Genomic DNA, 13,716 nt, shown 5'->3' on the forward strand with positions numbered 1-13,716 from the left:
TGTCGCTGCTTTTGAACGGGCTCCGGCGGACCGGACCATTGTAGCTGCGATTATGCGCCTGCCGTGTGACCGCCGAAAGGCCAAAACCGCATAAGCGAGTTACGCCCGAAGCGTGCTAGATTTGACGGCGGTTCGCAATGCGGGGGCATTCGATGAAAATCACCTTGGACCTTTCCAAGCTTGTCCAACAGGGCAAGCTGACGCCGGCCGAAGCCGACCGGCTGAAGGGCCTTGCCGCGCACGACACCGGCGCACTCGGCATCAATATTCTGGTCGGCTTCGGCGTCGTCGCGGTTGCCGCGGGGCTTGGCGCGCTGGTGCCGAACATCGCCACCGCCTTCGTGATCGGCGCGGCGCTGTTTGCGCTCGGCCTCGGCCTGACGCTGACGAGGGCGCAGCAGTGGTGGCTGCTGGCGCAGATCTGCACCGTGGCCGGCGCGCTGATCTTCTGCGGCGCGCTGCTCACTTATTATGTCGGCGCGCTGCACGCGCTGCTGATCGTCACCGCGCTGCTCGCCGTCGGCGGCATCGTCGCGCGGTCGGGCCTCCTGATCGCGGCGAGCGTCATCGCGCTCGGGGCCTGTCTCGGCGCGAAAGCCGGCTACTGGCACGCCACCTATGCGCTCGCGATCTACGAGCCGCTGATGACCGTCGTGCTGTTTTCGGCGCTCGCGCTCGCGACCTTCTGGCTGTCGCATCGCCTGCCGGCGGATTACGAGCGGCTGGCGCTGATGGCGTCGCGCACGTCGGTGCTGATGGTCAATTTCGGCTTCTGGATCGGCTCGCTGTGGGGCGACCGGTTGCTGCTGCTGCGCGGCCTGACGCGCGCCGACCGGCCGGAGGTGGTGATCCCGGACTGGGCATTCGGCGTCGGCTGGGCCGTGGCGCTGATCGCGATCGGCGTCTGGGGCGTCCGGGCGAACCGGCGCTGGGTGGTCAACGTCGCCGCCGTGTTCGGCGCCATTCACTTCTATGCCCAGTGGTTCGAGCGGCTCGGCGCCGATCCGCTCACGGTGCTGCTCGCCGGCCTGATCACGCTCGGCTGCGCCTTGGCGCTCTGGCGCTTCAACCGGGCGATGGCGGACGGCTCGAATTAGGCGGCATGATCCCGAAAAGTGGGAACCGGTTTTCGGACCAGATCATGCCGCGATGAAATAGACTAGGCCCGCGGCGAATCGGGTGCGGGCATATGTCGGCCATTCCGCCTGTCGTTCCGGCGAGCGTTGCGGTCCAGCGCGGCGAAGGCACGGGGAACGCCGTGTCGACGCCGGGCGGCGATGCGTCCGCCACCGCAAGGCAGGCGGCGCAGATCGCGCAAGGCTCGGCCGATCCGCTGCTCGCCGCTCTCCATGACGCGCTTGCCGCCGCCGCGCCCCGGCAGAACGGCCTCGCGCCGCTGTTTGCCGAAGTCGCATTGTTGTCCGCGCGCGCCGACGTGCCGCCGCAGGTGAGGGCGGCCGCGCAGGCGTTGCTCGCCTTGCAACTCAATGCGAGCGCGATCGCGCCGGAGACCGTCGCGAAGGCGCTCGCACAATCCGGCCTCTATCTCGAAGCGAAGCTTGCCGCGGGCGCATCGCCGGCCGGCGATCTCAAAGCCGCGTTGCTCAATCTGCGCAGCGCGCTCAATACCTGGCTCGGCGATGCCGCGCCGCGCGCGACCGAGCAGGCCGCGCCGCCGCCGCCGTATCGTGGCGCGCCGCCGGCCGCGCAGCCGGTCAGCATCCCGCAAGCCGCTGCTATGACGACGCCCGACGCCGCGCAAATGGTCCGCGCCGCGGTCGAAGCCGCGCTCGCGCGACACACGATGCTGCAGGCCGCCTCGCTGCCGGAGCCGGCCGCGCTGGCGATGCGCAACGGTGAGCCGCAGCAGCGCCTCGTCTTCGACATTCCGCTGCTGACGCCGCAGGGCACCGCGGTCTTGCAATTGCAGATCGAGCGCGACGCCCCGCGCAAGGGCAACGGCCAAGACGACAATGCGGCGGCGCCGGTGTGGCGGCTTGCTTTCTCGGTCGATGTCGCGCCGGCAGGGCCGGTGCATGCCCGCCTCGCCCAGATCGGCACGCGCACCCATGTCTCGCTGACCGCCGAGCGGGCCGACAGCGCGCAGGCGCTGCGCGGCAATCTCGGCGAGTTGAAAGCCATGCTCACCGCCGCCGCGCTCGAGCCCGGCGATCTCGTCTGCCATGTCGGCCAGCCGGCGGCTGCCGCAGCAAATGCCGCGCCCGGCCTGTTTCTGGACCGCGCCACATGAGCAACACGCGCGAACAGACCGATCTCGCCGTCGCGCTGAAATACGACGCGCCGGCAGCTCCGCGCGTCACCGCCGTCGGCCACGGCGAGGTCGCGCGCCGCATCGTCGAAACCGCGCGCGCCGCGAACGTGCCGCTTGCCGACAACCCGATGCTCGCCGTGGCGCTGTCGCAGGTGCCGCTCGGCGAGCCGATCCCGGAAAGCCTCTACAAGGCCGTCGCGGAGGTGCTGACCTTCATCCTGCGGACGTCGGGAAAACTCCGCTAAACCTGCCGTAATTCCGGACGCGCCTGTCGCGTGGTGCCAACCGCGAGACAGGAGCGATCCGGAATCCAGAAACACGACGATGCGAATGTTGCTGGATTCCGGGTTCGTCCGCCTTCGCCCTCCGGGCTTCGCTGACGCCCCGGAATGACAGAATATCGGTTCTCGCCCGACTTAAGGCGGGCTGGCCCGGCCGGCGTTAAGCCGTGCTATGGGTAGGGCGGCAAGGCCGAACGACACGAGGGGCTTGAAGGCGCGATGAAGGACATTCTGGAGAAACTCGACCAGCGGCGCGGCGAGGCCCGCCTCGGCGGCGGCGAGAAGCGCATCGAGGCGCAGCACAAGCGCGGCAAACTGACCGCCCGCGAGCGCATCGAGCTGTTCCTCGACAAAGGCTCGTTCGAGGAGTTCGACATGTTCGTCGAGCACCGCTCGTCCGAGTTCGGCATGGAGAAGTCGAAGATCCCCGGCGACGGCGTCGTGACGGGGTGGGGCACCGTCAACGGCCGGACCGTGTTCCTGTTCTCCAAGGACTTCACGGTGTTCGGCGGCTCGCTGTCGGAGACGCACGCGCAGAAGATCATGAAGGTGCAGGACATGGCGATGAAGGCGCGCGCGCCGATCGTCGGCCTGTTCGACGCCGGCGGCGCTCGCATTCAGGAGGGCGTCGCGGCGCTCGGCGGCTATGGCGAGGTGTTCAAGCGCAACGTCATCGCCTCCGGCGTTATTCCCCAAATCTCTGTCATCATGGGTCCGTGCGCGGGCGGCGACGTCTATTCGCCGGCGATGACCGACTTCATCTTCATGGTGCGCGACACGAGCTACATGTTCGTCACCGGTCCGGAGGTGGTGAAGACCGTCACCAACGAGGTGGTCACCTCCGAGGAGCTTGGCGGTGCGTCGGTCCACACCGCGAAGTCGGGCGTCGCCGACGGCGCGTTCGAAAACGACGTCGAATGTCTCCTGCAGATGCGCCGGCTGGTCGACTTCCTGCCCGCCAACAACGCGGCGGGCGCGCCGCAATGGCCGACGCTCGATCCGGCCGAGCGCGACGACGCCTCGCTCGATACGCTGATCCCGGACAATCCGAACAAGCCTTACGACATCAAGGAACTGATCCTGAAGGTGGTGGACGAGGGCGATTTCTTCGAGCTGTCCGCCAACTACGCCAAGAACATCGTCACCGGTTTCGGCCGCATCGCGGGTTCCACCGTCGGCTTCGTCGCCAACCAGCCGATGGTGCTGGCCGGCGTGCTCGACTCGGACGCCTCACGCAAGGCGGCGCGCTTCGTGCGCTTCTGCAATGCCTTCAACATCCCGATCGTCACCTTCGTCGATGTGCCGGGCTTCCTGCCGGGCACGAGCCAAGAATATGGCGGCCTGATCAAGCATGGCGCCAAGCTGCTGTTCGCCTACAGTCAGTGCACGGTGCCGCTCGTCACCGTGATCACCCGCAAGGCCTTCGGCGGCGCCTATGACGTGATGGCGTCGAAGCATGTCGGCGGCGACGTCAATTATGCCTGGCCGACCGCGCAGATCGCGGTGATGGGGGCGAAGGGGGCGGTCGAGATCATCTTCCGCGGCGGCGATGCGCAGACCATCGCCAAGCAGACCAAGCAGTACGAGGACCGGTTTCTCTCGCCCTTCGTCGCCGCCGAGCGCGGCTATATCGACGACGTGATCATGCCGCATTCGACGCGGCGGCGCATCGCGCGGGCGCTCGCCATGCTCAAGGGCAAGCGGGTGGAGATGCCGCCGCGCAAGCATGACAATTTGCCGGTGTGAGGCATATAACTTCTCGATGGGTTTGAGATGGCTAAAAAACCAAAGGTTGAGACTGAAAATGTAAAAACATTGCACCCGAGTTTTATTGAATCGCTCAAGTATGTAGCGGAGACGCAGTTTGTTGACGTGAAGGCAAAGGAGATAGCTCCGGCCAAACTATCTCGATCTATTTCAGCTTTCTGCAATACAGACGGTGGCGTCTTAATAGTTGGAATCGAAGAGAAGAAAGACATTCGTACTTGGAGCGGCTTTGCCAATGAAGAGGCCGCCAATGGTATTTTTCAGCTTATACATGAGGTGTTTCCGCTGCATGAGCCGATCAACGCGGCCTTTTATAGGGCGCAAGGTGAAAAAGGTTTGGTTCTAATTCTTGAGATGGCGAAAACTGCCCAGATTGTGAAGGCGACTGACGGCAAAGCTTATATCCGTCGCGGAGCATCAAATCAGCCCATAACTAATCAAGAGCAACTAAAGCAACTTGAGCTTACAAAAGGGGTATCGTCACATGAGGATTCTACAGTTCGTGATGAAGTAGAGAACATTCGAACGTCAAAAACATATGGCAGCTTTATCGAAGCAATGGTTCCGAACGCTGACAAGGACGTTTGGTTGAAAAAGCAGCGTCTCGAAGTAAACGGCCTTCCGACTGTCGCGGCGGAATTGCTGTTTTCGGACGAGCCACAAATTGTTCTGCCGAAATCGGCCATAAAGATTTATCGATACAAGACGACGGATAGGGAAGGAACGCGGGATACGTTGGAGTTTCAGCCCTTGACGATTGAGGGATGTGCATACGATTTAATTGCAAAGTCAGTAAGCGAGACTGTGAAAATAACTGAAAGTATCCCAATTATGGGGAAAGAAGGACTTGAAAAAATATCTTACCCGACTGAGGCGATCCACGAAGTTATCACAAACGCAGTAATCCATCGCGACTATTCAATTAATGACGATATTCATATCCGGATTTTCGACAATCGCATTGAAGTGCTTAGTCCGGGTAAGCTACCGGCGTACATAACACCAAAAAATATTCTCGAAGAGCGCTTCGCGAGAAATCCGAAAATTGTCCGACTTTTGAATAAGTTTCCCAATCCGCCCAACAAAGATGTTGGTGAAGGTATGAATACGACGTTCGAGGCGATGCGTAAATTGGACCTACAAGATCCAATAGTTACTCAGACTGAGAATTCGGTTCTCGTAATTTTGCGCCACGAGCGGCTTGCCTCTCTTGAAGATCGGATAATGGCTCACTTGCGCCGTGCGCCACATTTGCCGATCAACAACGCTGAGGCTCGTGAAATTTGTAATGAAGTTTCCGATAGTAAGGTAAGAAAGGCATTTCAAAGAATGCTGGGGGCAAAGATGATTGAGAAGGTTCCTGGTACTAGAGGAAAGGGCACCAGGTATCGAATGAAGTTACCGAAGCAGGCTTCTTCGGAATAGACATTTTCCTGCCCAACTCCGCCGACGTCATCCTGTGAGTAGCCGTCCCTCCGCCCTTATCTCCCCGAAAGGAACCCCATGCTCCGTGCCGCGCTTGTCGCTCTCTCGCTGATCTCCTTCGCCGGGGCGGCGGTTGCCCAAACACCCAAGGCCGTCACCACACCCTCCGGCCTGCAATACATCGACACGAAAGTGGGAACCGGCGCGAGCGGCGCGGGCAAGACCGCGACGGTGCATTACACCGGCTGGCTCTGGCAGAACGGCAAGAAGGGCGCGAAGTTCGATAGCTCGGTCGACCGCGGTCAGCCGTTCTCGTTTCCGGTCGGCGGCGGGCAGGTCATCAAGGGCTGGGACGAGGGCGTCGCCTCGATGAAGGTCGGGGGCAAGCGCACGCTGATCATCCCGCCGTCGCTCGGCTATGGCGCGCGCGGCGCCGGCGGCGTCATCCCGCCGAACGCGACACTGATGTTCGACGTCGAGCTGCTGGCGGTGCGCTAGCGCTGCCCGCCCGCGCGGGGCGGCGTCCGGCGCGGCGCGGGGCGTGCTAGGGTCGCGCCCCTGAGGTTTTCAGCACGGGGCGATTCTCCGCATGGCCAAGGGACGATCGGCGCCGCCGGAGCGGGCGGCGCGCACGAAGGCAACCGCCCGGTCCACGGGTGCCACGGCCAAAGGAACGGCCACTGGAACCCGAACCCGACGCTGCCGCGCGACACCGTCTATGCGGTGCTGATGATCGTCCTGAACGGCATGGTCGGCGCGGCCATCGTCATCGGTGCGCTGCGCCACCGCCAGCAGCAATACAACCTGCAGGGCGCGCTCGCCTTCCTCGCGGTGATTTCCTCGCTCGCCGTGCTGTCGCTGGTGCTGCCGACCTTCACGCACTCGACCGCCAACGGCTCGCTGACCCGGCTGCAGGCCATCGTGTTCGGTGTCCTGACCGCGCTGCTTTACGTCGCCTTCCTCGGCGCGCAGACGGTGCGGCATCGTTCGTTCTTCGTCGAGCAGCAGGGCAGCGCGGAGGGCGCGGCCCATGCGGTGCGCGGGCCGAAACATTCGCTCGCCGTCCATGCCGTGCTGCTGATCCTGACGCTCTTGCCTGTCGTGCTGCTGTCGAAGCCGCTCGCCCGCATCATCGATTACGGCATCGAGGAGGCCGGCTTGCCGACCGCGCTCGGCGGCATCGTCATCGCGCTCCTGGTGCTCGCGCCGGAAGGTCTGTCCGCGCTGCAGGCCGCGAGCCGCAACCAGTTGCAGCGCGCGGTGAACCTGTCGCTCGGCTCGGCCTTGTCCACCATCGGCCTCACCATTCCGACCATGCTGGCTCTGAGCCTGATGTTCGGCATTCCGCTTGAGATCGGGCTCGCGCCCGGCGAGGTGGTGATGCTGGTGCTGACGCTGTTCATCGCCAAGATGACGTTCTCCGGCGCGCCGACCAATTTCGTGCTCGGCAGCGTTCACCTGCTGGTGTTCGCCGGGTTTATTGTGTTGGTGTTTAGCCCTTAGGACGCAAACCAGCGCGCGTCTAATATAAAAGCGCGTATGGGGCTGTTTAGCTAAAGTGAGCCTTTTTCCTGACTTCGCTTTCCGTCCTCAAAAGATCGCCGTCCATCTTTGTGTTCGAAGATCATTCTCCATCGGCCCGTCGAGCTGTCTGAAGCTGATAACCCCAACTGAATAAAAACCCTTCCTGCGTCAAAGTTAGTAAACCAATTCGAGTCTCCGCCCCGTATTCCTGCTAGAAAATATTGCGGCTCGGAATAGATTGATCGGCCGAGGTGATGGGATGTTTTTCCCTTTCCGTATTTTGATGACAATACATCGGACAGCTCTTTATAGCGCGATTTAACAGAATTTCCGTATGGGTCATTTTCGTACGACCTGCTCACGGCAACGATGCGCCAAAGTTTATTGTCGTAGCCAAAGGATAATAGTGTCGTGTCTTGATCACTGAGAGCTTTGTTAAGTTTTGTTGCGACGAAGGATCGGCCAAATTCCGAAGATGAGAAGTCCTTTAATTCGACTCCTGAAGTCCGGATTTCTTCCACTGATGAGCCCCATTTTAATCCGAAGGGGCCGTCTTCGGCGCTAGCCGTAGAAAGGCTGCACATGATTGCTGCAATAAATGCAATTATGTGTTTCATAAAGCGTCCTTGTCGCTAACGACAGTACCAGGACCTTCTTGCTTTCCATCATCGTTGGCTTTTGATGGCTTTCTTAAAGGTGCGGGTATTCCATACTTCTCTCCGAAAAACGCAAGTTGCAAAAGTGCTAGTGAAAGCCTCTCCGTCTCTAGTGTGCCTAGTGCTAGGCCTTGAACTAGGCCGCCGGAATATTGCCCTGCTTTAATTCCCGCTTCCGCAACTTTTCGTTGTTGAGCAAGAATATCGGCCTTGATGGCTGAGAGGTCAGAGTTAGGGCGTGTGGCCTCGCGATCTACTGCGTAAGTCAGAGTTATTCGTCGTAGTGTGGATGTTCGCTTCGTTGCCAGCATGGCTTCCGTGAGATGTAAAATTTGAAGCCGCAAATCGATATACGTTTTAATTAGGCCGCCCGAATACTTGGCGCTTTCTTCCTCCGCGCTTTGAATCTCGCGCCTGGTATTCGCAATGTCGGCGTCGAGAGTGGCTGTATTCGGGTCTCCGTCTGCGACGACAAGAAAAGCAAAGACAACCGCTGCACTTGCAATTGCGAGGGAGAAGGTAGTGGTTATTTTGGCTAGCATCGGCCCCTCCACAACTCTAGGTTAGCGTCGCTTGGGGCGGCTCGGAAGAGTGGGTTGCGACGAATTAAGTCTTGATCTTTTGATTGAGATAGGACTATATTCCACCCATCCTCCTCACGCGAGGGCGCTGTCATGAGGCGTCGTGAGAGTGGGGGAGGATGCGGTGTCTGCGGTCGCGCTCAACGTAAGCGCGATACCCCGGACGGCCCGGGGCTCCGCCCGGCGGGCACTACGACCCGCCTGCGAGGAGCTTGCTGACGGACGACCCGGACATCATGCCGGGCGACGAAAAGCGCGGCCCGGAGCCGGCAAACCGCCGCAAATGATCCGCCGAAGCGCATGCCATCCGGCCTGCGCGACGGTGGAGGAGCGCCGAAAGGTGCGCGTGCCTCTATCGCATGAGGCGCGCCCGTGCCGCCAAACGCGGCGCGGAGACTGACAAGACGTAGCGCCTTCCGGCGCTCCGCTCCCTCGCATCGCGCATGTCGGATGTTTCCGATATGCGCCCCTCAAAAGGGCAGGCGAGGGCAAAGACGGGAAGACGGGCGTACCCGGCGCCCTTTCAAACAATACGGGCGCCTCCGCGCATCTCTACCGTCGCCTCTTCAAAATCCGGAACGTTTCCGCGCGCCATTCGTTTCGTTCTCAGCATCCCCGAACACGAACGGCACAAGGAGGTCGCGATGGCCAACGACCGCAAGGACTTTGAGGCGAAATTCTGGAAGGCGCTGACATCCGACCAGACCATGATGCTCGGTCTCGACGGCGTCGAGGACGGCCACACCCGGCCGATGACCGCGATCGTCGAAGGTGAGCGCGGCCCGATCTGGTTTTTCTCCTCCACCGAGACGGATCTCGTGCGCAAGACCGGCGACGGCCATCGCGCCATCGCCACATTCGCCGACAAGGGCCACAATCTGTTCGCCGCCGTTCACGGCACGCTGACAATCGACGACAACCGTGCGGTGATCGACCGGCTGTGGAATCCTTACGTCGCCGCCTGGTTCGAGAAGGGCAAGGACGATCCCAAGCTCGCGCTGCTGCGCTTCGATGCCGATCATGCCGAAATCTGGAAGGATGCCTCCAGCATCGTCGCCGGCATCAAGCTGATGCTGGGCGCCGATCCCAAGAAGGAGTTCAGGGACAAGGTGGCCGACGTCTCGCTGTCGCGGCATTGAGCGGCGATGTCCCCTTTGCGCCTTCGCAAGGCGGCGGCAATCCGCTAGCCTTGCTCGGTCGGCGACAAGGGAGATGCATGTGACGGCAGGTCGGATGATGCTGGCAACGCTCATCGCGGCCGGCATCGCCGCCGCCGCGGACCCCGCATCGGCGCAGCTGCAGAACGAGACGCTGCTCGTCACCATGCCGAAAGGGTTCAAGGTCGGCTATCGCGCCAAGCGCGACAATATCGCGATGACCGAAATGATCCCGCAGGGTGAGAACCTGCAGAACTGGACCGAGATGGTCACGGTGCATGTGTTCTTCGGCCAGCGCACGCTGACGCCGGCGGAGTTCCGCACCCGCATCGAGGCCGGCTGGAAAAAGGCCTGTCCCGGCGGCGGCGCGCGGACGCTCTCGGACAAGGCGGAAAACGGCTATCCGGCGCTGATGTGGAAGCTCACCTGTGTCAAAAATCCGCAGACCGGCAAGCCCGAGAACACCTGGTTCAAGGCAGTCGCCGGCGGCGACAGTTTCTATGTCGTGCAGAAGGCAGTGCGCCGCCCGGAGGCGGAGGCGAACGAGGCCGAGCAGCTCGCCCTGATCGGCCAGGTCAGCGTCTGCGACACGCGGCGGGCGGACCGCGCCTGTCCGGCCGGGATGAAATAGGCGAGGGCGCCTTTCGTTCGCGGAGATCGGCCCCGCCTCAGCCCGCGACCACCGGATTGCGCAGCGTGCCGATGCCGGTGATCTCGATCTCCACGGTGTCGCCGGGCGTCATGTTCTGCGGCAGGCCGTCGGTGCCCATCCACATCACGTCGCCCGGCTCGATGGTGCAGTATTTCGACACCTCGGCGATGTAGGTCGCGGTGTCGAACACCATCTTGTTGGTGGCGAAGCGGTCGGTCTCGGCGCCGTTGAGGCGGATGATCGTCGTCATGTCGTTCGGGTCGAGGCCGGTGACGATCCATGGTCCCATCGGCTTGAAGGTGTCGGCGTTCTTGGCGCGCCACAGCGTGCCGTCGCTTGCCTGCCAGCCGCGCTCGCTGACGTCGTTGCCGATCGTCCAGCCGAACACATAATCGAGCGCGCGTTCCTTCGGCACGTTCCGGCAGCGCTTGCCGAACACCGCGACCAGTTCGCCTTCATACTGAAATTTCTCGCCGGCGTCCGGCGGCTTCACGATAGTCTCGCCGTGGGCGATCAGCGCGCTTTGTGCGCGATAGCCGACATCGGGCTTCTTGGGGAATTTCGGCTCGGTGCCGCGCATCGCTGCCATTTTCACGATGTGGTCGGGATAGTTGACGCCGACGCAGTAGAACGTTCGCGGCTCGCAGGGGATCAGCAGTTTCACCGCGGCGAGAGGATGGCGGCTGCCGGTTTCGCTGTACGTGCCCCACGGCGCGCCTTCGATGGCCGTCACCGTATCGCCGTCGATGCGGCCGAACCGCGCGTCGCCGTCGTCGTCGAACCGGCACCAGATCGTCATTCCGTCGCTCCCGTCGTCCGCGAGACGTCATTTGCGCGTCGGCTCGCGTCGTTTCGCATAGTATGGGTGACAATCAAAGCAAGCTCCGCGTTACTGCGCGCGGCTCACGGCCGCGCACTCGGCGCGCAACTGCCGCAGCACCTTGGCCATGTCGGTGCGGATCGCCTCCAGCACGACGAAGTTCGGCACCGGCACATCGGCGGCCACCAGCGCGTCGTAGAGCAGCCGCGTGCCGCCGTCGCGGGGCACCAGTCGCCACTGGCCTTCCGACATTTTCAGGTCGCCGCCGATCCGGCGGAACTTGATCGTCTTCGGCTTGTCGTAGTCGGCGCGGAACACGGTGCGGATGTTCGGCAGGAACCAGGCCCAGTTGATCTTGTGCTCGCGCACGTCCCAGCGGCCCTGCGGGTCGGCCTCGACCACGCGGCAGCTTTCGAGGCCGGGCACGAAACGCATCATGTGCGCGCAGTCGGTCATCACCGACCAGACCGTCGCCGGCGGAGCGGGGATATCGATCGCGGCCCGCACACGGGCGGCGTCGATTGCGGAATCCATCGCAACATTGACGGCCGGCTCGCCGGCGGCGAGCGCGGCGGCCTCGTCGGGCGTCGGGGCCTGCGCGGCGGCGGGCAGCGCCATCAGGAGCGTCAGGGGGAGCGCCAGCGTCAGTGCGTGCCAGCGGCGGGGCGGACGAAGCGAATCCGGAACCTTCGGCGTCATGTGAAAACGCTATCACGGCATCATGACAGCGGCAGGCGGGCTCGCGCGTTTTTGAAGGGGCGCCTAACGCCCTGTTTACGAGGGCTTTTTGTGCGGGAGCGGCGAACGGTTCCGGCCTTGATCCGGCCTGCGTTCCCTGCCACATGACCGCCAATGCACGAACCCTTGAAAACGGCCGAAAACCTCAGCCCGCTCGCCCGCCAGGTCGAGCGGCGGCGGACCTTCGCCATCATCTCGCACCCGGACGCCGGCAAGACCACGCTGACCGAGAAGCTGCTGCTGTTCGGCGGCGCCATCAATCTCGCCGGTCAGGTCAAGGCCAAGAAGGACCGCCGCTCCACCCGGTCGGACTGGATGTCGATCGAGCGCGAGCGCGGCATTTCGGTCGTTACCTCGGTGATGACCTTCGAGTTCGACGGCCGGGTGTTCAACCTGCTCGACACGCCGGGCCACGAGGACTTCTCGGAGGACACCTACCGCACGCTCACCGCGGTCGACTCGGCGGTGATGGTGATCGACGCCGCGAAAGGCATCGAGGCGCGCACCCGCAAGCTGTTCGAGGTGTGCCGGCTGCGCGATATCCCGATCGTCACTTTCATCAACAAGATGGATCGCGAGAGCCGCGATCCGTTCGATCTCCTGGACGAGATCGAAAAGACGCTGGCGCTCGACACCGCGCCGGTGACCTGGCCGATCGGCCGTGGCCGCGATTTCGTCGGCACTTATGAACTGGCCACCGGCCGCGTCCGCTTCCTCGAAGGCGAGGGGCCGAAGACCGGCGCGGCGCAGAAATTGTCACTTGACGAAGTCGCGGCGATGCACCCGGCGCTCGACAAGGCAGCCGTGGAAGAGGAGCTTGGCCTTGCCCGCGAGCTGTGCCGGCCGTTCGACATGGCGGCATTTCGCGAGGGCCATCTGACGCCGGTGTTTTTCGGATCGGCGCTGAAGAATTTCGGCGTCGGCGATCTGCTCGATGCGCTCGGCGCTTGGGCGCCGCCGCCGCGCGCGCAGGGCTCGGACAAGCGCACCGTCGATCCGCACGAGGCGCGCATGACGGCCTTCGTGTTCAAGATCCAGGCCAACATGGACCCGAACCATCGCGATCGCATCGCCTTCGCGCGGCTGGTGTCCGGCAAGCTCGACCGCGGCATGCGCGCGACGCTGACGCGCACCGCGAAACCGATGACGCTGTCGGCGCCGCAGTTCTTCTTCGCGCAGGATCGCAGCGTCGCCGACGAAGCCTTCGCCGGCGACGTGGTCGGCATCCCCAATCACGGCACGCTGCGCATCGGCGATACGCTGACCGAAGGCGAGGCGCTGAAATTCGTCGGCGTGCCGAACTTCGCGCCGGAAATCCTGCGCCGCGTGCGGCTGGGCGATCCGATGAAGGCCAAGAAGCTGCGCGAGGCGTTGCAGCAGATGGCCGAAGAGGGCGTCGTGCAGGTATTCCGCCCGCTCGACGGCGCACCGGCGATGGTCGGCGTGGTCGGCCCCCTTCAACTCGACGTGCTGAAGGCCCGGCTTGCCGCCGAATACGATCTCGACATCAATTACGAGACGCCGGAATTCCAGCTGGCCCGCTGGATTTCCTCGGACGATCCCAAGAAGCTTGAGGACTTCGTGCAGGCCAACTATTCGAGCTGCGCCGAAGACCTCGACGGCGACCGGGTTTTCATGGCCCGCAACCAGTTTATCCTCGATTACACCGGCGAACGCGCGCCCGGCATCGTGTTCACCGACATCAAGGATGTGAAGGACAAGCTCACGGGCTGAGCGGCATGGCAGACCGGCCCGGACGGGCCTTCCCATTTGCTGCGCTGCAAGATAAAACCCGCATCAGTCCGTCGGGGACGCCACCGCGTAAAGGTGGCGGGAGGTTGCG

The 13,716-nt window shown here is 62.9% G+C and carries 14 protein-coding genes; 10 read left to right on the top strand and 4 right to left on the bottom strand.

Features of this window, described 5'->3' with window-relative positions; all coding sequences use genetic code 11:
- The first annotated feature begins 152 nt into the window (after window positions 1-152).
- From AB7F10_RS04325 to AB7F10_RS04355, 7 genes are all read left to right on the top strand, one after another.
- Window positions 153-1,097: a hypothetical protein gene (locus AB7F10_RS04325; protein WP_428557507.1), complete on the top strand. Its 945-nt coding sequence runs from the start codon at window positions 153-155 to the stop codon at window positions 1,095-1,097.
- A 92-nt stretch (window positions 1,098-1,189) separates the two neighbouring features.
- Window positions 1,190-2,251, top strand: a complete 1,062-nt coding sequence (locus AB7F10_RS04330) for a flagellar hook-length control protein FliK (protein ID WP_428557506.1) — start codon at window positions 1,190-1,192, stop codon at window positions 2,249-2,251.
- Window positions 2,248-2,517: an EscU/YscU/HrcU family type III secretion system export apparatus switch protein gene (locus AB7F10_RS04335; protein WP_428557505.1), complete on the top strand. Its 270-nt coding sequence runs from the start codon at window positions 2,248-2,250 to the stop codon at window positions 2,515-2,517. Before AB7F10_RS04330 ends, AB7F10_RS04335 begins: the two co-directional genes overlap by 4 nt.
- Window positions 2,518-2,772: 255 nt before the next feature.
- Window positions 2,773-4,299 (top strand): acyl-CoA carboxylase subunit beta, encoded by a 1,527-nt coding sequence (locus AB7F10_RS04340; RefSeq protein ID WP_428557504.1) that lies wholly within the window; start codon window positions 2,773-2,775, stop codon window positions 4,297-4,299.
- A 27-nt stretch (window positions 4,300-4,326) separates the two neighbouring features.
- Entirely contained in the window at window positions 4,327-5,745 is a 1,419-nt protein-coding gene (locus AB7F10_RS04345) for an ATP-binding protein (RefSeq protein ID WP_428557503.1), read from the top strand.
- A gap of 78 nt (window positions 5,746-5,823) precedes the next feature.
- Window positions 5,824-6,243 (top strand): FKBP-type peptidyl-prolyl cis-trans isomerase, encoded by a 420-nt coding sequence (locus AB7F10_RS04350; protein ID WP_428557502.1) that lies wholly within the window; start codon window positions 5,824-5,826, stop codon window positions 6,241-6,243.
- 201 nt (window positions 6,244-6,444) lie between these two features.
- Window positions 6,445-7,248 carry a calcium:proton antiporter gene (locus tag AB7F10_RS04355; protein ID WP_428587123.1) on the top strand — a complete coding sequence of 268 codons (804 nt, stop codon included), beginning with the start codon at window positions 6,445-6,447 and terminating at the stop codon, window positions 7,246-7,248.
- Between the two features lie 50 nt (window positions 7,249-7,298).
- Here AB7F10_RS04355 and AB7F10_RS04360 read toward each other — a convergent pair whose 3' ends face one another.
- Together AB7F10_RS04360 and AB7F10_RS04365 are read right to left on the bottom strand one after the other, a co-directional pair.
- Window positions 7,299-7,886, bottom strand: coding sequence for a hypothetical protein (locus AB7F10_RS04360; RefSeq protein ID WP_428557501.1), 588 nt, complete (start codon window positions 7,884-7,886; stop codon window positions 7,299-7,301).
- Entirely contained in the window at window positions 7,883-8,467 is a 585-nt protein-coding gene (locus tag AB7F10_RS04365) for a hypothetical protein (RefSeq protein ID WP_428557500.1), read from the bottom strand. Before AB7F10_RS04365 ends, AB7F10_RS04360 begins: the two co-directional genes overlap by 4 nt.
- A 683-nt stretch (window positions 8,468-9,150) precedes the next feature.
- Between AB7F10_RS04365 and AB7F10_RS04370 the strand changes: the two genes are divergently transcribed.
- On the top strand, window positions 9,151-9,645 hold the full coding sequence (locus tag AB7F10_RS04370; protein WP_428557499.1) for a pyridoxamine 5'-phosphate oxidase family protein: 495 nt from the start codon (window positions 9,151-9,153) through the stop codon (window positions 9,643-9,645).
- 79 nt (window positions 9,646-9,724) lie between these two features.
- Entirely contained in the window at window positions 9,725-10,294 is a 570-nt protein-coding gene (locus AB7F10_RS04375; RefSeq protein ID WP_428557498.1) for a hypothetical protein, read from the top strand.
- Between the two features lie 37 nt (window positions 10,295-10,331).
- Here AB7F10_RS04375 and AB7F10_RS04380 read toward each other — a convergent pair whose 3' ends face one another.
- Together AB7F10_RS04380 and AB7F10_RS04385 are read right to left on the bottom strand one after the other, a co-directional pair.
- Window positions 10,332-11,114 carry a fumarylacetoacetate hydrolase family protein gene (locus AB7F10_RS04380; protein ID WP_428557497.1) on the bottom strand — a complete coding sequence of 261 codons (783 nt, stop codon included), beginning with the start codon at window positions 11,112-11,114 and terminating at the stop codon, window positions 10,332-10,334.
- Between the two features lie 90 nt (window positions 11,115-11,204).
- Window positions 11,205-11,834: an SRPBCC family protein gene (locus AB7F10_RS04385; protein WP_428557496.1), complete on the bottom strand. Its 630-nt coding sequence runs from the start codon at window positions 11,832-11,834 to the stop codon at window positions 11,205-11,207.
- Between the two features lie 153 nt (window positions 11,835-11,987).
- Between AB7F10_RS04385 and AB7F10_RS04390 the strand changes: the two genes are divergently transcribed.
- Window positions 11,988-13,607, top strand: coding sequence for a peptide chain release factor 3 (locus AB7F10_RS04390; protein ID WP_428557495.1), 1,620 nt, complete (start codon window positions 11,988-11,990; stop codon window positions 13,605-13,607).
- The last annotated feature ends 109 nt before the right edge of the window (window positions 13,608-13,716 follow it).

This window comes from Pseudolabrys sp., from assembly GCF_050250095.1.
Classification (GTDB): domain Bacteria; phylum Pseudomonadota; class Alphaproteobacteria; order Rhizobiales; family Xanthobacteraceae; genus Pseudolabrys.